Origin of the sequence: Ruegeria sp. ANG10 (assembly GCF_040705255.1) — a bacterium.
Classification (GTDB): Bacteria; Pseudomonadota; Alphaproteobacteria; order Rhodobacterales; family Rhodobacteraceae; genus Ruegeria.
This window is the reverse complement of record NZ_JBFCVU010000009.1, coordinates 157,796-176,518: the sequence shown is the minus strand read 5'-3', so window position 1 is coordinate 176,518 and position 18,723 is coordinate 157,796. Positions and strand designations below refer to the sequence as shown.

The 18,723-nt window shown below is 59.9% G+C and carries 23 protein-coding genes; 15 read left to right on the top strand and 8 right to left on the bottom strand.

Annotated features, from left to right (window positions below):
- Window positions 1-11: 11 nt before the first annotated feature.
- Genes AB1A64_RS17805 through AB1A64_RS17795 form a run of 3 tightly spaced genes read left to right on the top strand, consistent with a single transcriptional unit; the run spans window position 12 to window position 1,099 of the window.
- Window positions 12-341, top strand: a complete 330-nt coding sequence (locus tag AB1A64_RS17805) for a metalloregulator ArsR/SmtB family transcription factor (protein WP_366552770.1) — start codon at window positions 12-14, stop codon at window positions 339-341.
- Window positions 329-754, top strand: a complete 426-nt coding sequence (locus AB1A64_RS17800) for an SRPBCC domain-containing protein (protein WP_366552768.1) — start codon at window positions 329-331, stop codon at window positions 752-754. Before AB1A64_RS17805 ends, AB1A64_RS17800 begins: the two co-directional genes overlap by 13 nt.
- Window positions 755-778: 24 nt before the next feature.
- Window positions 779-1,099 (top strand): hypothetical protein, encoded by a 321-nt coding sequence (locus AB1A64_RS17795; protein WP_366552766.1) that lies wholly within the window; start codon window positions 779-781, stop codon window positions 1,097-1,099.
- A 4-nt stretch (window positions 1,100-1,103) separates the two neighbouring features.
- Here AB1A64_RS17795 and AB1A64_RS17790 read toward each other — a convergent pair whose 3' ends face one another.
- A complete protein-coding gene (locus AB1A64_RS17790) occupies window positions 1,104-2,102 on the bottom strand; it encodes an asparaginase (RefSeq protein WP_366552764.1) in 999 nt (332 codons plus the stop codon).
- A gap of 178 nt (window positions 2,103-2,280) precedes the next feature.
- On the opposite strand from AB1A64_RS17790, the gene AB1A64_RS17785 reads away from it, so the two are divergent.
- From AB1A64_RS17785 to AB1A64_RS17765, 5 genes are all read left to right on the top strand, one after another.
- Complete coding sequence (locus tag AB1A64_RS17785; protein WP_366552762.1) at window positions 2,281-2,814, top strand: invasion associated locus B family protein; 534 nt, start codon at window positions 2,281-2,283, stop codon at window positions 2,812-2,814.
- Between the two features lie 162 nt (window positions 2,815-2,976).
- Window positions 2,977-3,144, top strand: coding sequence for a hypothetical protein (locus AB1A64_RS17780; protein ID WP_366552760.1), 168 nt, complete (start codon window positions 2,977-2,979; stop codon window positions 3,142-3,144).
- 124 nt (window positions 3,145-3,268) lie between these two features.
- Window positions 3,269-3,646 (top strand): lysozyme inhibitor LprI family protein, encoded by a 378-nt coding sequence (locus AB1A64_RS17775; protein ID WP_366552758.1) that lies wholly within the window; start codon window positions 3,269-3,271, stop codon window positions 3,644-3,646.
- A 79-nt stretch (window positions 3,647-3,725) separates the two neighbouring features.
- Entirely contained in the window at window positions 3,726-4,913 is a 1,188-nt protein-coding gene (rlmN, locus tag AB1A64_RS17770; RefSeq protein ID WP_366552756.1) for a 23S rRNA (adenine(2503)-C(2))-methyltransferase RlmN, read from the top strand.
- Window positions 4,914-5,147: 234 nt separating this feature from the next.
- The gene (locus AB1A64_RS17765; RefSeq protein ID WP_366552754.1) at window positions 5,148-5,774 is read left to right on the top strand and encodes a cytochrome P460 family protein; all 627 of its coding nucleotides are present in this window, start codon (window positions 5,148-5,150) and stop codon (window positions 5,772-5,774) included.
- Here the strand turns inward: AB1A64_RS17765 and AB1A64_RS17760 are convergent, their stop codons facing one another.
- A complete protein-coding gene (locus AB1A64_RS17760) occupies window positions 5,775-6,119 on the bottom strand; it encodes a hypothetical protein (RefSeq protein WP_366552752.1) in 345 nt (114 codons plus the stop codon).
- Window positions 6,116-7,033 carry a J domain-containing protein gene (locus AB1A64_RS17755; protein ID WP_366552750.1) on the bottom strand — a complete coding sequence of 306 codons (918 nt, stop codon included), beginning with the start codon at window positions 7,031-7,033 and terminating at the stop codon, window positions 6,116-6,118. The genes AB1A64_RS17760 and AB1A64_RS17755 overlap by 4 nt, the downstream gene beginning before the upstream one ends.
- A 148-nt stretch (window positions 7,034-7,181) precedes the next feature.
- Here AB1A64_RS17755 and AB1A64_RS17750 point away from each other — a divergent pair, with 148 nt between their 5' ends.
- The gene (locus AB1A64_RS17750) at window positions 7,182-7,571 is read left to right on the top strand and encodes a hypothetical protein (protein ID WP_170378199.1); all 390 of its coding nucleotides are present in this window, start codon (window positions 7,182-7,184) and stop codon (window positions 7,569-7,571) included.
- Here the strand turns inward: AB1A64_RS17750 and AB1A64_RS17745 are convergent.
- Complete coding sequence (locus AB1A64_RS17745; protein WP_366552748.1) at window positions 7,566-8,663, bottom strand: cystathionine gamma-lyase; 1,098 nt, start codon at window positions 8,661-8,663, stop codon at window positions 7,566-7,568. The genes AB1A64_RS17750 and AB1A64_RS17745 overlap by 6 nt on opposite strands.
- A gap of 3 nt (window positions 8,664-8,666) precedes the next feature.
- The gene (locus AB1A64_RS17740) at window positions 8,667-9,509 is read right to left on the bottom strand and encodes a TIGR00730 family Rossman fold protein (protein WP_170351106.1); all 843 of its coding nucleotides are present in this window, start codon (window positions 9,507-9,509) and stop codon (window positions 8,667-8,669) included.
- Between the two features lie 79 nt (window positions 9,510-9,588).
- Between AB1A64_RS17740 and AB1A64_RS17735 the strand changes: the two genes are divergently transcribed.
- Window positions 9,589-10,506, top strand: a complete 918-nt coding sequence (locus AB1A64_RS17735; protein ID WP_366552746.1) for a serine/threonine dehydratase — start codon at window positions 9,589-9,591, stop codon at window positions 10,504-10,506.
- Between the two features lie 108 nt (window positions 10,507-10,614).
- Window positions 10,615-11,442 (top strand): 2,3,4,5-tetrahydropyridine-2,6-dicarboxylate N-succinyltransferase, encoded by an 828-nt coding sequence (dapD, locus tag AB1A64_RS17730; protein WP_366552744.1) that lies wholly within the window; start codon window positions 10,615-10,617, stop codon window positions 11,440-11,442.
- A gap of 133 nt (window positions 11,443-11,575) precedes the next feature.
- Here dapD and AB1A64_RS17725 read toward each other — a convergent pair whose 3' ends face one another.
- Window positions 11,576-12,274 carry a hypothetical protein gene (locus tag AB1A64_RS17725; RefSeq protein ID WP_366552742.1) on the bottom strand — a complete coding sequence of 233 codons (699 nt, stop codon included), beginning with the start codon at window positions 12,272-12,274 and terminating at the stop codon, window positions 11,576-11,578.
- A gap of 350 nt (window positions 12,275-12,624) precedes the next feature.
- Here AB1A64_RS17725 and AB1A64_RS17720 point away from each other — a divergent pair, with 350 nt between their 5' ends.
- Window positions 12,625-12,969, top strand: coding sequence for a hypothetical protein (locus tag AB1A64_RS17720; RefSeq protein WP_366552794.1), 345 nt, complete (start codon window positions 12,625-12,627; stop codon window positions 12,967-12,969).
- Here AB1A64_RS17720 and AB1A64_RS17715 read toward each other — a convergent pair.
- On the bottom strand, window positions 12,966-14,024 hold the full coding sequence (locus AB1A64_RS17715) for a transporter substrate-binding domain-containing protein (RefSeq protein ID WP_170398116.1): 1,059 nt from the start codon (window positions 14,022-14,024) through the stop codon (window positions 12,966-12,968). The two genes, AB1A64_RS17720 and AB1A64_RS17715, sit on opposite strands and share 4 nt — an antisense overlap.
- A gap of 209 nt (window positions 14,025-14,233) precedes the next feature.
- Here AB1A64_RS17715 and dapE point away from each other — a divergent pair, with 209 nt between their 5' ends.
- From dapE to rnr, 3 genes are read left to right on the top strand one after another with little or no spacing between them, the layout of a single operon-like run.
- On the top strand, window positions 14,234-15,373 hold the full coding sequence (dapE, locus tag AB1A64_RS17710) for a succinyl-diaminopimelate desuccinylase (RefSeq protein ID WP_366552740.1): 1,140 nt from the start codon (window positions 14,234-14,236) through the stop codon (window positions 15,371-15,373).
- 3 nt (window positions 15,374-15,376) lie between these two features.
- Window positions 15,377-15,952, top strand: a complete 576-nt coding sequence (locus AB1A64_RS17705) for a TIGR04282 family arsenosugar biosynthesis glycosyltransferase (RefSeq protein ID WP_366552738.1) — start codon at window positions 15,377-15,379, stop codon at window positions 15,950-15,952.
- Between the two features lie 46 nt (window positions 15,953-15,998).
- Window positions 15,999-18,257: a ribonuclease R gene (gene rnr / locus AB1A64_RS17700; protein WP_366552736.1), complete on the top strand. Its 2,259-nt coding sequence runs from the start codon at window positions 15,999-16,001 to the stop codon at window positions 18,255-18,257.
- On the opposite strand, the gene AB1A64_RS17695 is transcribed toward rnr, so the two are convergent.
- Window positions 18,248-18,634 (bottom strand): DUF1801 domain-containing protein, encoded by a 387-nt coding sequence (locus AB1A64_RS17695; protein WP_366552734.1) that lies wholly within the window; start codon window positions 18,632-18,634, stop codon window positions 18,248-18,250. The genes rnr and AB1A64_RS17695 overlap by 10 nt on opposite strands.
- Between the last annotated feature and the right edge of the window lie 89 nt (window positions 18,635-18,723).

Genomic DNA, 18,723 nt, shown 5'->3' with positions numbered 1-18,723 from the left:
AAACAGAGGTCATGAACACGCTTCTGACCGCATTTTCGGCATTGTCCGATGCCACCCGATTCTCGATCGTCGAGCAGTTGATGCAGGACGGTGAACTGCCCGCTGGTGACCTGATCGAAGGGCGCGGCATATCCGGGGCCGCGATCTCGCGCCATCTAAAGGTGTTGCGCGCCGCCGGGCTGGTGCAGCAGCGGGTGCAGGGCAGTCAACGCATGTATTCCATCCAGCCCGAGGGGCTGCGGGCCATCGCGGAATGGACCATCTCAAAACGGCAATTCTGGGAAAGCAGCCTCGAGCGTTTGAACGATTTAATTGAAAGGGAGAATTCATGGCCGACCTGAAACTGGAACGCGCGTTTCCCACATCCCAGGAAAACCTGTTTGCCTGGATCAGCGATGGCGCAAAGCTGTTGCAGTGGTGGGGGCCCGAAGGGATGCATGTGCCCGAACATGATTTGGATTTCTCGCGGCTTGGGCCGTGGCACTCGGTCATGGTGAATGCCGAAGGGCAGCGATACAAAGTGTCCGGGCAGGTGACTCATGTCGACCCACCGAATTCAGTGGGCTTTACCTGGGCTTGGCATGACGACCAAGATCAGCGCGGTGCGGAAAGCCACGTGATGCTGACCGTTTCTGCGACAGAAAATGGTGCAAAGTTGGTTCTTGATCACCGCGAATTGGCGGATGCCGAGGTCGCGGCCAACCACAACCAGGGCTGGACCTCGTCACTGCGCAAGCTGGAAGCTCAGTTTTAAGAATTCCATTAGGGAGGAAGAAAAATGCCTCAGTTCTTGTTTGTCTATCACGGTGGTCACACCCCGTCCGACCCCGCCGAAATCGAAGCGACCATGGCCGCCTGGGGCGCATGGTTCCAGAATATGGGCGATGCGCTGGACATTCCCGGCAACCCGGTGGGCCAGTCCTATACCGTCAGCAACAGCGGCGTTGTCGACAATGGCGGTGCAAACCCGGCCTCGGGGTTCACAGTCGTCAGGGCCGACAGCATCGACGCCGCCAACGAGATGGCCAAGGGCTGCCCCATGGTCGTCAACGGATCAGGCTCGGTCGAAGTGGCAGAGATTCATCCGATCGAGATGTAATGTCTTAGCCGAGGAAACCCGACGCAGGCTTGATGATGCCGCATTCCAGCCCGCGGCGGCTGTATTGAATGGCGTTCATGAATGTGCGGGTGGCCGGGTGTTCGGCCTCCAGCACACCCAGATGGACCAGAATGGATGCGATGGCACATTCAGCGGCACGCGTGGTGCCGTCTGTGATCTTCAGTGCCACGCCCATGCGTTTTTCCGGAATGATGGCGATGAAAACGGCCTCGGCCCCAGTCTTGATTGCGGCCCGGCCCTCCATCGCGCGCATCAGTTCGGTACAGGCGCGGCTTTCTCCAGCGACCAGTTCGGGATGCTTGATCATCGCAGCGGTCAGTTGCTGCGCCGCATCGCTGGCCCGGTCCGACCGGTCGGCGGCCGAGGCAAACCACGCCATCGACCGCGCCAACCCCACCAGCGAGGTGGCAAAGTTCGGCGCTGAACAGCCGTCTATCCCATAGGCGGGGCTGGCCTCACCGGTTGTTTCTTCGATGGCTGACAGACACGCCTGCTGAACTGGGTGGTCGATTTCAAGATACTCCGGCCCGGCCCCCATATGCTGGGCCACGGTCAGGAACCCGCAATGCTTGCCCGAGCAGTTGTTGTGAATCTGGCAAGGCGTGTCATCAGCCAGAATCAACCCATCCCGCGCGGCCATATCCTGCGGCTCTTGCGGGCCGCAGCGCAGATCATGCTCGGACAGGTTCAGATGGTCCAACCAGGCGGTCACGCGGTCAGTGTGGATATGTGCGCCGCTGTGTGAAGCGCAGGCCAGTGCCAGATGCTCGCTGTTCAGCCCGTATTTCGCCGCGGCGCCTGAGGTTATCAGCGGCAGACCTTGGATCATCTTGGCCGAAGATCGTGGGTAGATAATCGCATTTGGATCACCCCAGCTTTGTACGATCTGGCCACTGTCATCGCAGATTACTGCATGGCCCAGATGCAGGCTTTCCAACAAGGGGCCGCGCCATAGTTCTGTCATTGGTACCGGCTGCGTCATCAGGCTTCTCCGTAATATGCGCAAAATTCTGCCAATCGCCCTTTCGCCTGTGGCGAAACCTGCGTTAGTGTGTGTATGTCGACAATCATCGGAATACGCAACTTACAGACGAACCGGCAGGGTGCGCAGGCTTTTCCGATGGGTATGAGGTAATAGGTCGAGCTAGGAGGCTGGACAGATGGGATCGAAACTCGTCCGTGTAATCGCGGGCCTGTGCATGGCAGGGATGGCCACAACGGCAACCGCTCAGCAGGCGTCAAGCACCAACCGCGTGGCAGCCAAAACCGATTGGAGCGTGTTCGTCGAAGACGATCCCACGGAATGCTGGAGCGTGTCTGCTCCCAAGGAAACCGTCAACACACGCGGTGGCCGTGTGGTCTCGGTCCGCCGCAGCGATATCCTGCTTTTCGTGTTCTATCGTCCCAACGCCGAGGTGAAGGGGCAGGTGACCTTTACCGGCGGCTATCCGTTCGCGGCAGGCTCGACAGTCAATCTTGAGATCGACGGAACCGAGTTCGAGCTGATCACCGAAGGCGAATGGGCCTGGCCCGCTACCGAAGGCGAAGACCTAAAGGTGGTCGCTGCGATGAAACGCGGCACCGAGGCTGTTCTGACCGCCCGGTCCGAACGTGGGACGCAGACCAAGGACACATTCTCGTTGCTGGGTTTCACGGCAGCGATCGAAGACGCCGAGAAACGCTGCACGAACTGATACGTATCTGAAGACACACGAAACCCCGTCATTTGGCGGGGTTTTCTTTTTGGTGCGTCTTGCATCTGGTTGACGCCACGTCTGCCTCCACATTTGATTCGCATCAATGCGAGTCTCTGAATTTTCTGAACTCATTAGTTCAGCTATAAAAGGAGCTTGCGAATGCTGAATAGGTCCATTGTCGCGTGTATGATGGCAGCCGCCATGTTGTTGAGCGCGTGTGAAAAAGACACCGAAACCTACCCTGTATCCGGTGAACAGTGCGGGCCAGAGGATCCGGTGAAAACTCTGGATGCGGCAGATTGTGATATCCTGCCTGCGGGCATCTGAAGAGGTTAATGAATAACATTGAATTCGGTCGCATCGGCATTGGCGGTGCGGCCCAACCGCATTTGGGGTGAGGTCCTGTGCGTGCTACTGTCGATCGGCAGGACGTCACTGACAGGAACAGAACATGCGTTACGTATTGATTACACTGTTGTTTTCCTCTGCGGCTCTGGCAGACCCCACGCTGGAATGTTCCGACGCCAGCTCTCAGGTGGAAATCGGGACCTGTGTGGGTGAGATGGAGGAGCGGGTCAACATGGCGGTCGAAGCGAGTTATGGGTTTGCCCTGCAAGCCGCCAAAGAGTTGGACGAAGTCACCGGGCGGGTTGTGGCGCAGCCCGCCTTGGAAGCTTCGCAATCAGCCTGGGCAAGCTACCGCGATGCGCAGTGCGAAGCGGTGGGCGCTTCATATGGCGGAGGGTCCGGTACTGGCATCGCCATCACCGCGTGCCGGGTCGATCTGGGGCGCGCGCGTGTGGACGAACTGCTGCGCTTTGCGAATTGATTGATACGATTCCTTTTGATCTTTGCCAGCGATCCTATATAGAGGCGCATCCCAAGCCAGAATCCGTTGAGATAGCCACATGTCGCCCAAAGCGCCGATAACTCAAGACGTCATGACCATCCCCCGCAAATTGCCCGAGGGGAAGATTAACCTTGTCGGCCTGACCCGCGACCAGTTGCGCGAGGTGCTAATCGAAAACGGCACGCCGGAAAAGCAGGCCAAGATGCGCACCGGTCAAATCTGGCAGTGGATTTATCAATGGGGTGTGCGCGACTTTGCCGAGATGACCAATCTGGCCAAAGCCTATCGCGCACAACTGGCCGAAAACTTCGTGATCGAAATCCCTGAGGTTGTAACGCGTCAGGTGTCCGAGGACGGCACCCGCAAGTACCTGTGCCGCATCGCTGGCGGGCATGAGGTTGAGGTGGTCTACATCCCCGAAGAGGATCGTGGCACGCTGTGTATTTCGTCTCAGGTCGGGTGCACGCTGACCTGTTCCTTCTGCCATACGGGCACGCAGAAACTGGTGCGTAACTTGACCGCGGCCGAGATTGTTGGTCAGGTGATGATGGCGCGCGACGATCTTGAGGAATGGCCGGTTCCAGGCGCGCCCAAGGACGAAACCCGTCTGCTGTCGAACATCGTTCTGATGGGCATGGGTGAGCCGCTGTATAATTTCGAAAACGTACGCGACGCGATGAAGATCGCCATGGACCCCGAGGGGATTTCCCTGTCGCGCCGTCGGATCACCCTGTCGACCTCGGGTGTGGTGCCTGAAATCGCGCGCACGGCTGAGGAAATCGGCTGTCTGCTGGCGATCTCGTTCCATGCCACCACCGATGAAACCCGTGACGTGTTGGTGCCGATCAACAAGCGCTGGAATATCGAGGAACTGCTGGGTGCGCTGGCCAGCTATCCGAACGTGTCGAATTCCGAACGGATCACCTTTGAATATGTGATGCTGGATGGCGTGAACGACAGAGACGAGGATGCGCATCGCCTGATCGACCATATCAAACGTCATAACATCCCGGCCAAGATCAACCTGATCCCGTTCAATGAATGGCCCGGCGCGCCGTACAAGCGCAGCTCGAACAATCGCATCCGGGCCTTTGCGAATATCATTTACCAGGCGGGATATGCCTCACCCATCCGCAAGACGCGGGGCGAGGATATAATGGCGGCCTGCGGCCAGTTGAAATCGGCCACGGAACGCGCCCGAAAATCGCGCAAACAGATCGAGGCCGAAGCCGGGGTTAAAAGCTGAGGCGTGTTATTGTCGCCAAGTGGTCGACAATAAATAAATTCTCGCCTTGCTGTTCTTTGCATGCGAAATTTGGTATGTTTTAAGCGTCGGGGCTGGATCGGCGCATGTCACTCTTGCGCACAAAGCGGTGAAAGCCGTGGTCTGGTCGTGGCGCGTTTGTTCAGGGCCGCTATCTTATTTCAAACATGATAGGCGGCGTTCAGGCGAACCTTAAAAAACAGGTAGGCCATCCATATGTTTTTACGATTTACACGTGTGTTTTCAATATTACTGACCGTGCTGTCAATTTCGGGGTTGTCCGCAACCGACGGGTTTGCGCAATCAACTGGTGAAGACGCGCATATTGCTATCGAGAATCCAGCGGATTTGTCCAAGGACGAAGCATTGCGCATCTATGAATCCCTGCAGCGGCGCATGGCGCGGGGTTATGGTGCCGCGCAGCTGGATTTGCTGCTGAACTATCAGAACTGGCCCTTGTTCAACGATGCGCCCTATATCTCGGCCACCCATGGCCAGCGGTATGTGAACAGCTATGCCAATCGTATGGCGCATAACTACGGAACGCTGGCCGAGGGGGAAAAGCTGCCCAAGGGCTCGGTTTTGGCCAAGGACAGCGTGACCGTCACGGATGAAGGCAATATCCATCCCGGCGCTTTGTTCGTAATGGAAAAGCTGGCCCAAGGCGAAAGCCCGGACACAGGTGACTGGCGTTATATCATGGTAATGCCGGACGGATCGCTGTTCGGGGACACCATGGGCGCGCGCGCAAACGCGGTCGTCTATTGCCATGATTGTCACGAGGCAGTCGCGGACCGGGACTACACCTTTTTCGTGCCCGAAGGATACATCGTCGGCAACTGATCAACTGTGTTTGAAACGGGCGGCTCCGATCACCTCGATCAGGGTCTGACGCACCGGTTCGGGCTGCGCCTCAACCGCGTTCAGCACCTCGCGCAGTTCCGCGCGCAGGCCGTGCATCTGGTCGATCAGCGAAATCATCATCGACAGCGCGTCGGGTTCCATCTCGTATTGTTCGTGCAATTCGCAGGCCAGTTCCAGACGGGCGACGTCGAGGCTGTGATAAACCAGCCCCTGATCTGTCTGTTCGGGGATGACGATCTCGGCGGCCAAGTATTCGGTCAACCGGGTCGAGGTCAGGCGGGTGACGGTTGCGATCAGCTGTTCTTCGGTCAGGGTGCGGGTCATGACGGCATTCCTTTGCGCGGATCATAGCTGTGGCTTTCGCGCCAAGTCTCCATGAATTGTTTTAGCTCGTCGTCGATCTGATCCGGCATCGAAACGGTCAGTTCGATCAACTGATCGCCACGCTCGGATGAGCCGCGTTTCTTGACCCCCTTGCCACGCAGGCGCAGGGTCTTGCCACTGCTGGTGCCCGCTGGGACACTGACATTGACACCGCCGTCGATGGTGGGTGCGGGGACCTTGCCGCCCAGAATGGCCTCATCAATTGTGATCGGCAGGGTGATGTGGATATCGTCACCCTGACGGTGGAATACCGGGTGTTTGGCCACCGAAACGGTCACAAGGGCGTCACCCGGCGGCCCCTCGCCAAAGCCCGGATCGCCCTTGCCACGCAGACGGATGGTTTGGCCGTCGGTGATGCCGGCGGGTATCTTGACCTCGATCCGGTCGCCATCGGGCAGGGTCAGTTTCTGGCTGGCCCCGAACACGGCATCCAGAAAACTGATCTGCAGGCTGTAGCCGCGATTGCGCCCCGGCGCGTGGAATTCTTGCGTACGCTGACCGTACCCACCGCGTCCGCGCATGAATTCGGCAAAAATGTCCGACATGTCATCCGGATCTGCGGCCTGTCCGCGATAGGGGTTCCCAGCGGCCTCGGCGTAGTCGCGATAGTATTGCTGTTGCGGGCGTTCCTGACCCGAGGCGTCAATCTCACCATTATCAAATTGCGCCCGCTTTTCGGGGTCTTTCAGCAAATCATAGGCGGCAGCAGCGGCCTTGAACTTGGCTTCGGCTTCGGTGTCACCGGGTTTCAGGTCCGGGTGGCATTCCTTGGCGATACGCCGATAGGCCTTTTTGATCTCGGCGGCGCTGGCGTCTTTGGCGACACCAAGGGCGGAATAGGGATCGTCGCTCATCTCACTTCTCGCGGGTCGGGCTGAACAGGATGGGTTTTATCATGCGTTTTCAACGACCCAAAAGGAAGAGGCTTTTGAAACCGCTCGCAAATCCCCGCAGGTCTGTTAACATATGCATGTTTCGAATTGTTTTCTGACGGAGACGCCCATGACGCGCAGAATCAAATCCGCCTTGGCCCTGTTGGCCGGCAATGCCATCGGCTTGCTACTGGCCACGCTGCTGCTGTCGGGATTTGCCATCAAGCCGATCTCGTTCATCGTTGTGGTGATCGTCTTTACCCTGGTGCAGGTGGTGGCCGAGCCGCTGATCCTGAAGCTGGGCGAGAAAAAAGCGCCCGCGCTGAAAGGCGGCATCGCGCTGATTGTGACCTTTGTGGGCCTGCTGATAACCGATCTGGTCACCGCCGGGCTTACGGTTGGGGGTATCTCGAACCTGTTGGCGGCCACGCTTCTGGTCTGGTTGGGGGCGTTGATCGCCAGCATTGTGCTGCCGATCTACGTGTTCACCGAACTGCGTGAGCCCAAGAAGAAATCATAGCGCGTTCAGGCTGGTTTCAATCGCCTGCCACAGTTCCTCGATCGGTTCACAGCCGACAGATAACCGAATGAAGGCGGGGTCGACATCGTCGCCCCAGCGCGCGCGGCGCTCGGCTGAACTGTGGACGCCACCGAAGGATGTCGCCGGGCGCAACATCGGGCAGGCGTTGATAAAGGTTTCGGCCTTTTCTTCCGAATCCAAAGTGATCGACAACAGGAACCCGAACCGTGCCGTCTGTGCCGTGGCCAGCGCATGCGATGGGTCGCTCGGCAGGCCGGGATAGCGGATTTGCCGGACCGCCGGGTGGACGGCCAACCGTTTGGCCAACACGTGAGCCGAGGAACACATACGGTCAAAGCGCACATCCAGCGTTTCCAGCCCTCGATGCAACAGCCACGCCTCATGCGGGCCGGGGATCGCACCAGAAACGCGGCGCCATTCTCCTACCCGTTCCATAATCTGCGCTTTGCGGCTAGCCACATGACCCATCAACAGGTCGGAATGCCCGCCCATGGCTTTCGTATCCGAGGCCACAACCACGTCGATGCCCATATCCAGCGGGCGCTGGCCCAGCGGGGTCAGGGTTGTGTTGTCGGCAATCGTGATCCCGTCCGCTGCACGTACAGCAGCGGCGATGGCAGGCAGGTCCAGCATGTCCAGCCCGGGGTTCGAGGGGCTCTCGACAAAGACCACATCGAAGGCGTCAAACCCGCCCTCTGTAAAGGTGGTCGTCGGGCGTTCGGTGACCGTTACACCCAGCCCGGACAGGAACCGGTCAGCCAGTACCCGCGTGACGTAATACCCATCGGATGGGATCAGCAGGTGCGACCCGGCCTTCAGGGTTGCAAACAATGCAGCTGAAATTGCCCCCATGCCAGACGGAAAAGTCAAGCAGGGCGCACCTTCAAGATGGGCCAGCACATGCTCCAGATGCGCCCAAGTGGGGTTGTCGACGCGGCCATAGGTGGGCAGGCCGTCCGTCACGCCCGGCAGGTGATACATACTGCTTTGGGTCAGCGGCAGGGTTACCGGGTCACCCGCGTTCAGCGCATTGCCGCGCAGGTGCAGCATCTCTCCGGTCTTCGGGGCCATGATTCAGCGCCCCGGAATTTCGTCACGGGGCGGGGCGGGTTCCCAATTCTCGATGATCTCGACCGCCTCTTGCGCGGTGTCGACGAAACGGAACAGGTCCAGATCTTCGTCCGAGATGGTACCCGCATCGGCCAGCGCCTCCCAGTTGATGACCTTTTCCCAGAATTCGCGGCCAAACAGCAGGAAGGGCACGCGTTCCATCCGGCCGGTCTGGATCAGGGTCAGGGATTCAAACAGCTCATCCATCGTTCCAAACCCACCGGGAAAGATGGTGATGGCGCGGGCGCGCATCAGGAAATGCATCTTGCGGATGGCGAAATAGTGGAAGTTGAAGCTGAGCTCGGGGGTCACGTATTCGTTCGGTGCCTGTTCATGCGGCAGCACGATGTTCAGGCCGATGGAACAGCCGCCCGCATCCTGTGCGCCACGGTTGCCGGCCTCCATCACGCCGGGGCCACCGCCGGTAACGATGACGTTCTCGCGGCAGCCGGTTTCATTGGATTTCTCGGTCATCAGCCGGGCAAATTCGCGGGCCTCGTCATAGTACTCTGACAGGTTGGCCAGCGTCTGAGTCCGGGCGGTGTGTTTCTGCGACGGCTCGGGAATACGCGCACCGCCGAACATGACGATGGTTGAGGTGATCTCGCGCTCGGTCATGAGCATCTCGGGCTTCAGCAGTTCCAGTTGCAGGCGCACCGGACGCAGTTCATCGCGGCACAGGAAATCGTCATCGGCAAAGGCAAGGCGATACGCGGGTGAGCGTGTTTGCGGCGTGTCCGGCACCTCGCTTGCGGTTGAGCGGTCGGTCTGCGCGTCGCGGAAAGGGCTGAGGCGGTCTTCTCTCATGGATTAATGTTCCCTGCTTGCGTGTTCATAAAACAGCTATAGGGTTCGCGGGCAGAGTGCCAGTCACGGAAGAACAAGAATGAATTGGAAGAGTGAAATATTGGCGGCCGCCGACCGGATCAACGGCTATGCGCAGGTGACGCCGGTGATGGAAAGCCGGGCCTTGGGGTTGGGTTACCCGGTTGAGATGAAGCTGGAACACCTGCAGCATACCGGCAGTTTCAAGGCGCGCGGGGCGTTCAATACATTGCTGAGCCAGGATGTGCCCAAGGCGGGTATCGTTGCAGCGTCTGGCGGCAATCATGGTGCGGCGGCGGCCTTTGCAGCGCGCGCATTGGGGTATCCGGCAAAGATTTTCGTGCCTGAAATGGCGGGGCCGTCCAAGATCGCGCTGATCGAACGAACCGGTGCGGATCTGAGCGTGGTGCCGGGCGAATATGCCAACGCGCTGACCGGGGCACAGGCGCATGAGGGCGCAACAGGCGCGATGCAGATCCATGCCTATGACGCGCCCGCAACCGTAGCCGGGCAGGGCACCTGTTTCGCCGAGTGGGCGGCGCAGGGCCTTCAGGCCGATACGGTTTTGATTGCCGTCGGCGGCGGTGGCTTGATCGCTGGGGCGTTGAGCTGGTTGCAGGGCGCGCGCAAGGTTGTGGCGGTCGAGCCCGAAACCTCATGCGCGTTGAACGCGGCCCTTCAGGCCGGAGAGCCTGTGGATGTTACCGTTTCGGGTATTGCCGCCAACGCGCTGGGCGCGCGGCGGATCGGGTCGATCTGTTTCGGGTTGGCGCAGGGGCTGACATCGGTTCTGGTCAATGACGAGGCCATCGCCGAAGCCCAGCAGATTCTGTGGCGCGCGCATCGGATTCTGGTGGAACCAGCGGGCGCGACCGCATTGGCTGCGCTGCTGTCTGGTGCCTATCAGCCGGAACCCAATGAGCGTGTGGCGGTGCTGGTTTGCGGTGGGAACCTCTCGCCAGATCCGCTGAACGGCTGAACCCGCAGCAATCAGCCGCAAAGCGCGCGTTCTGCGTCGCATTGCGGCCAGTCCCCTGCTTGCGTATAGGCAACACCAACGTGAACAGATTCTGCAGGGAGCCGCCAAATGTCCAACGCGCAACTGGAAGCCGCTATCGAAGCCGCCTGGGAGGCACGCGATACCATCACCCCCGCCACCTCTGGCGAACAACGCGAGGCGATCGAAGATACGCTGAACGCGCTGGACAGCGGTTCGCTGCGTGTTGCCGAAAAGCTGGACAGCGGCGACTGGCACGTAAACCAGTGGGCCAAAAAGGCGGTTCTGCTGGGCTTCCGTATCAAGGACATGGAGATTCAGTCGGGCGGTCCGCAGGCCGGTGGCTGGTGGGATAAGGTGGACAGCAAGTTCGCGGGTTGGGGTGAGGATCAGTGGCGCACCGCCGGATTCCGCGCCGTGCCGAACTGCGTGGTTCGCAAGTCCGCCTATGTCGCGCCGGGTGTGGTGCTGATGCCGTCTTTCGTGAACCTGGGCGCTTATGTCGACGAGGGCACCATGGTTGACACCTGGGCCACCGTGGGGTCCTGCGCACAGATCGGCAAGAACGTACACCTGTCGGGCGGCGTTGGCATCGGTGGCGTATTGGAACCGATGCAGGCCGGCCCCACCATCATCGAAGACAACTGCTTTATCGGCGCGCGCTCTGAGGTGGTCGAGGGCTGCATCGTGCGCGAAGGCTCGGTTCTGGGCATGGGTGTGTTCATCGGCAAATCGACTAAAATCGTCGACCGCGAAACCGGCGAGGTCACATATGGCGAAGTGCCGCCCTATTCGGTGGTTGTTGCCGGGTCAATGCCGTCGAAGAACAATATCAGCCTTTACTGCGCGGTGATCGTGAAACGAGTGGATGAAAAGACCCGCTCGAAAACCGGCATCAATGAATTGTTGCGGGACTGATAGGTCAGAATAATGGAAATGCCCGAACAACGTTCGGGCATTTCAACTGTTTTAAGTTCGGTCATTGAGCGATCTGAGTTTTGGGCTGCACAAGCTGTGATCTCGTTGCTTGGCCAACACCAGATAAGCTCAGTTAGCGATCTTCGCCCGGACGGTCGACTGCGCTGCCGCCTTCTTCGCCGCTAGAGTAGCTACCGCCGTCGGAACCACCGTCGTCTTCGCTGCCGTCGGAACCACCGTCGTCTTCGCCGCCACCGGAGCTGTCGCCTTCATCATCGCCACCGGAGCTGTCGCCTTCATCGCCGCCGCCGGAGCTGTCGCCTTCATCGCCGCCGCCGGAGCTGTCGCCTTCATCGCCGCCGCCGGAGCTGTCGCCTTCATCGCCGCCGCCGGAGCTGTCGCCTTCATCGCCGCCGCCGGAGCTGTCGCCTTCATCGCCGCCGCCGGAGCTGTCGCCTTCATCGCCGCCGCCGGAGCTGTCGCCTTCATCGCCGCCGCCGGAGCTGTCGCCTTCATCGCCGCCGCCGGAGCTGTCGCCTTCATCGCCGCCGCCGGAGCTGTCGCCTTCATCGCCGCCGCCGGAGCTATCGCCTTCGTCGCCGCCACCGGAGCTGTCGCCTTCGTCGCCACCACCGGAGTCGCCGCCTTCTTCACCGCCACCGGAATCGCCGCCCTCTTCACCGCCGCCGGAACCGCCGCCTTCTTCGCCACCGTCACTGGCTTCAGCTTGCACAGAGTTGGTGGAAGCGATTGTCACAACAAAAGCTGCAGGAGCGAGAGCCAGAACGGACACGCTTGCCGCGGTTGTTAGGAGTTTAGACAAAGTACTCATTGAACTTTCCTTTGTTAAAAAATTGCGATCAATAGTGTGGGGTATTCTAAATTTCGCGTGCCATACCTCGTATCGACCCAAAGGTGCGGTGCTGCCGTAAGCTAATTTCCGCGCAAATAAACTTAATTTATCGGCGAAATTGCACCGATTTCAACTATGCAGAATCTCAATAATTTTTCTGTCAATCCTGTGGAGAAATTTTTGCAGTCACTGTGTGTCAATTTTGCATGAAGGCGGAAGCCTGTTGGCTTTGATGTAAGGTCCTCTCTTCCCTGCAAGTCGAATCAGGCCCTGCTGCCGGATCGCTCTATGAGTTGACCATGTCTTGTTCCGCCCGTAAGGCAGGCGCTATGGAAAAGCAAAAGAAACCCTCGCGTCAGCAAGTCTATACCTTGCTTGTACAAATCGGTCGCAAGGATGGCGATGGCTTGCCCGAAGGCGCGACCGGTGCGGCGCTGATGTGTTTCGCCAGCGGCGTGGATGAGGCCGAAGCCGTGCGCGAGACCGTGGCGATCCTGAAACAGGCAGACACCGCGCCGCTGGACGTCACCGGCTATGGCACATTGGCCGAGCGAGAAGCACAGGGCCATGACATTGACGCCGACGAGCGCGCGCTGATGCAGCGGGCATTGGATGAAAACGCGGTCATAGTCGCGCAGATGACGCCGTTTTTCGGCGATGAGGAGCAGGGTTAGTTTCGAACCCCGAACCATTTCCGGTAAATCTCGTCATAGGTGCCGTCTTCACGCAGCGACAGCAGCGCCTGATTGACGTCCTCGACCAGGGGTGATCCCGTCGGGAAGGCAATCCCATAATTCTCTCGCAAGAACACCCCGCCGGTCACCGATGCGATCCGTCGCCCTTCGTGCGAGGCATAGTAAGACAGGATCGGCGCATCAAATACAACCGCGTCCAGCTCTTTGTCTTGGAAGGCGGTCAGCATCTCATCCAGACCGGAATATCCGGTAAACTCGATCTCGCGCCGGTTCAGGAAATTGGCGGCGGTTGAGTTCGAAATCGTGCCCACCTGTTTGCCATACAGATCGTTGACCGAATTCACGTTGCCGCTGATCGCATCCACCGTCATGACCGAGGTGATGCGCGCGGTAAAAACCGACACGATGAACAGGGATGACACCACGAGAACGACGCCCAGCACACGGCCAAACGGGGTGCGCGGCATGCGTTCTTCGAAACCGCCATTGACCACCAGGTTCAGTGCCCACCAGAAGGATGGGAACCAAGCCTCATTCAATTTGCGGTCGAAATAGGGCTGCGAGCGGCGCTCGAACCCCCACATCAGCATGCCGCCGCCCAACAGGATGGCAAAGGCCAGGCCAATGGCGATGAACAATTCGGTCGACAGCAAAGCATGCAGCAGCGATGGCCGGCGCGCGGCCTCGGACGGGACCATGATCTGCAAACCGGCCTCAAAGATCGGCTGACTGAAATCCATCTGTGTTTCGCGCGCCGCAGTGATCGAGATATTGGCGATGGCCAAATCGGCGGTGCCGTCCTGCACCGCGCCCAGCATGTCGCTGAACGCCTCGACCCGGTTGACCGAATAGTCCCAATCCAGCGACTGGGCCAGCGCCGCCAGCAGATCCATGGAAAAACCGGTCTGTGCCCCGTCTTCGACATAGGAAAACGGAGGGCGGGTCACGGTGGTGACGTCCAGAGTCTGCGCCTGGGCTTGTTGTGCAAGCGTGGCGAAGGTCAGGCAGATCAGTGCGAATAGGGCGCGTATCATTGTCAGTTTACCTGTTTGGCGCGGCTCTAACGCAATTTTGAAGGGCGCAGCAAGGTGGTCGCGGGGTCAAGGCCCGTGTTTTATTGGGGTATCGGCGCGATACAAACAGAAAAAAGCCCGTGGAAACGGGCGTGCGGGGGTTGGCAATTGGCCCAATTCGTTGAATCTGTGCGCGAACCAGCGCACGAATGAAGCAAAGAGGTCCCACCATGACAGATCCGGTAGAATTGACGGCGGACCTAATCCGTTGCCCATCGGTCACACCCGAAGAAGGCGGCGCGCTAGTGTTATTGGAAAAGCTTTTGTCGGATGCGGGATTCGATTGCACACGGGTTGATCGTGGTGGCGTCAGCAACCTGTTTGCCCGCTGGGGTGAAAAGGGCCATGCGCGCACTTTTGGATTCAACGGTCATACCGATGTTGTTCCGGTCGGGGACGAGGCCGCCTGGACCATGCCACCTTTCGGCGCGGAAATTCGCGATGGGGTGATGTACGGGCGGGGGACAACCGACATGAAATCCGGCGTGGCGGCCTTTGCGGCAGCGGCGGTGGATTTCGTGCAGGACACGCCACCGGACGGAGCCGTCATTCTGGCCATCACCGGGGATGAAGAAGGTGACGCCGTGGACGGCACGACCGCGTTGTTGGATCATATGGACCGCGCCGATGAATGGATGTCGGTCTGTCTGGTCGGCGAGCCGACCTGCCCGAACACGATGGGTGAGATGATGAAGATCGGGCGTCGCGGTTCGATGACGGCGTGGTTCACGGTGACCGGCGTGCAGGGACATTCCGCCTATCCGCATCGCGCCAAGAACCCGCTGCCTGCGATGGCGCGGCTGATGCACGATTTGGCCAGTCATGAGCTGGATCAGGGTACAGACCATTTTGATGCATCGACACTGGCGGTTGTGAATATCGACACCGGGAACACAGCGACAAACGTGATCCCGGCGCAATGCCGTGGGGCAGTGAATATCCGGTTCAACGATCTGCATTCGGGTACAAGCCTAAGCGACTGGTTGCAGGCCGAGGCGCAGCGTGTGGCTAAGGCCAATGACGTCGAGGTCGATATCAAGATCAAAATCTCAGGCGAAAGCTTTCTGACCCCGCCCGGCCCGCTCTCGGATCTGGTTGCGCAAGCGGTCGAGGCGGAAACGGGCGTGCGGCCTCAGATGTCGACAACGGGTGGCACTTCGGATGCGCGTTTTGTGAAAAACCACTGTCCGGTGGTCGAATTCGGTTTGGTCGGCCGTACGATGCATCAGGTGGATGAATGTGTCGAGGTGGCGCAGATCGACCAACTCAAGGCTATCTACACGCGCATCCTGCGGGATTATTTCGCCTGATCCATGCAGCGTACTTTGGTTATCATGGTCAAGGAACCACACCCGGGGCGGGTCAAGACCCGTCTGGGGCGCGATATCGGAATGGTCGGCGCGGCCTGGTGGTTTCGGCACCAGACCCGGTCGCTAATCCGGCGACTGCGCGATCCGCGCTGGCAGATCGTGTTGGCGGTCTCCCCAGACCGCGAGGGGCTGACCAGCCGTATCTGGCCGGTTGATCTGGCCCGCGCACCGCAAGCAGGAGGTGATCTTGGTCGCCGCATGGGGCGGATGCTGCGGGGAATGCCGAAAGGAGCTGTCTGTCTGATCGGCGCGGATATTCCCGGCATCACGCGGGGGCATATTGCGCGGGCGTTCAAGGCGCTGGGCTCGGCGCAAATGGTGTTCGGACCTGCACCGGATGGGGGGTATTGGCTGGTCGGTGCGCAACGCTATGGGGCTTTGCCCACGACCCTGTTTCGCGATGTCCGCTGGTCGACGGAACACGCGCTGGCCGACACGCTTGCTTCAATCCCCGGAACGCGGGTGGCCTTTCTGGATCATCTGCGTGACGTGGACACCGTTGCCGATCTGAAACCCTGATCTTTTTAGTCATGACGCCGTCGCATCCACGTGATACGCCGGACTTATGACTCGCATACCTACCAAGCAAGAGGTCCTCGACTGGATCTCGGCGAACCCCACCCTCACTTCGAAACGCGATATCGCCAAAGCCTTTGGCATCAAGGGTGCAGATCGGATTGATCTGAAGCGTATCCTCAAAGAGCTTGAGGCCGAAGGGCATCTGGAAAAGCGCAAGCGCAGCTATCGTGACCCGGACCGGTTGCCGCCGGTCAGCGTGTTGCAGGTAAAGGCTCCGAATGCCGATGGCGACCTGTTCGCGCGCCCGCTGGAATGGCATGGTGAAGGCGTTGAACCCATCGTTCTGATCGTTGCGCGTGCCAGTGATCCGGCGCTGGGCGAGGGTGACCGCATTCTGGCTCGCCTGACGGTGGTGCATGAAGAAGACCACAATTACGAAGCCCGCCTGATCCGGCGTATCGGAACCAATCCGCGCAGGATCGTCGGTATCTTCCGCAAAAGCGCCGAAGGTGGACGGATCGTGCCCATCGACAAGGCCGGCTCGACCGAATGGCTGGTGCATGACGGTGCGGTGCTGGGCGCCAAGGATGGCGAACTGGTCGAGGCCGAACAGGCAGGCCCGAAGAACCGCATGGGCTTGCCCCGCGCGCGTATCGTCGAACGGCTGGGTGACCCGTCGGCGCCCAAGGCCGTCTCGCTGATCGCGATCCACCAGCACGGTATCCCCGACGATTTCCCCGATAAGGTAATAGCCGAGGCTGACAAGGCCAAACCCGTCGGCCTAAAAGGGCGTGAAGACCTGCGGGACATGCCGCTGCTGACCATCGACCCCTCGGATGCGCGGGACCATGACGACGCCTGCTATGCGCATGCCGACGACGACCCGAAAAACCCCGGCGGCCACGTGATCTGGGTCGCCATCGCGGATGTCGCTACCTATGTGCAGCCAGGCACCGCGCTGGATCGCGAAGCGCGCAAGCGCGGCAATTCCAGCTATTTCCCGGATCGTGTGGTGCCGATGTTGCCGGATCGGTTGTCTGGTGATCTGTGTTCCTTGCACGAAGGCGTTCCGCGCGCCTGCATCGCCGTGCGGATGCAGATCGACGCTGACGGCAACAAGATCGGACACCAGTTTGTGCGGGGCCTGATGCGCTCTGCCGCCTCGCTGCATTATGCCGAGGTGCAGGAGGCCATCGACGGCAACCCGAATGACCGCACGGGGCCTTTGCTGGAACCTGTTCTGAAACCGCTCTACGCGGCATATGCGGCCCTGAAGAAGGCGCGCGCCGAACGGCAACCGCTGGAGCTGGACTTGCCGGAACGCAAGATCGTCCTCAGCGATGAGGGAGAAGTGACCAGCGTGGCGTTTCGCGACCGGTTGGATGCGCATAAGTTGATCGAGGAGTTCATGATCCTCGCCAATGTCGCCGCCGCCGAGACCCTGATTGCAAAGCGCCGCCCGCTGCTGTTCCGCGTGCATGAAGAGCCGGCACCGGAGAAACTGGAAAGCCTACGGGAAACGGCACAAGCGGCCGGCCTCAACTTGGCCAAGGGGCAGGTGTTGCAGACCCGACACCTGAATGCGCTTTTGAACGCCGCCGCTGGGACCGAGGATGCCGAGTTGATCAACCTCAGCACGCTGCGGTCTATGGCGCAGGCGTATTACAACCCCGAAAACTTCGGTCATTTTGGTCTGGCGCTGCGGAACTATGCGCATTTCACCTCGCCCATCCGGCGCTATGCCGACCTGATCGTGCATCGGGCACTGATCACGGCCCATGGCTGGGGTGACGACGGGCTGACCGAGGATGAAATTGCCCGGCTGGACGAGACCGCCACGCATATCTCGGACACCGAGCGACGTTCGATGATGGCCGAGCGCGACACGACAGACCGCTACCTGGCGGCTTATCTCAGCGAACGGGTGGGCAATGAATTCACCGGTCGCATCAGCGGTATTGCCCGGTTCGGGGCTTTTGTGAAGATGGACGAAACCGGCGCGGATGGTCTGGTGCCTGTCCGATCGCTGGGGCGCGAGTTTTTCCACTTTGATCGTGAGGCCGGGACGTTGATGGGATCAGACACCGGGCTGATCATCGCCATCGGGCAGCGTGTCACGGTACGCCTTGCAGCAGCGACGCCTGTGACCGGTGGTCTGGAACTGGAATTGCTGTCCATCGACGATCAGGCCCTGCCTCGTGGCCGTGGTCCGAAAGGGCGGCCAACCCGACGCAAAGCGGTCAGCGCCAAGCGCAAGAAAGACAAGATTAAACGCAAGGTCGAGCGCAAACGCCGTCAGAGGTGATAGGTCAGCGCCCGCGCAATCAGCCAGCCATGGCGCGTCGGGTCGATCTGCGCGGGATCGTCAAATAACACGGCCCTGTTGCCATCCAGCCGATCCTCGCTGGGAAAGGCTGAGGTAAAATCGCCCATCAACCGGCTTTGGCAATGCACAAACAGCGCAAATCGCGCGGCCTTATGCGTGCCGATCCGGATTGTTGAACCCTTCGGTGCCAGATAGGCGGGCTGACCCCAGCGCAGCGATTCCTGCAAAGGCTGCGCGCCGGGCAAGGACGCGGCGGTGTCAAAGATCAGGTCACGCAGGGCAAGCGCTCCGGCACGAGCATCACTTGGCAGCGCGTCAAACGCGGCGGCGATTTTGGGATCGTCAAATGGTGTCATCCCAGCAGCTTATTCGGTTTGGCCGAGCGCGTCAGGCATTTTGATCTGAGCGCTTTGTGAATTCCTCACTTTGCGCTATTCTGAGGGCG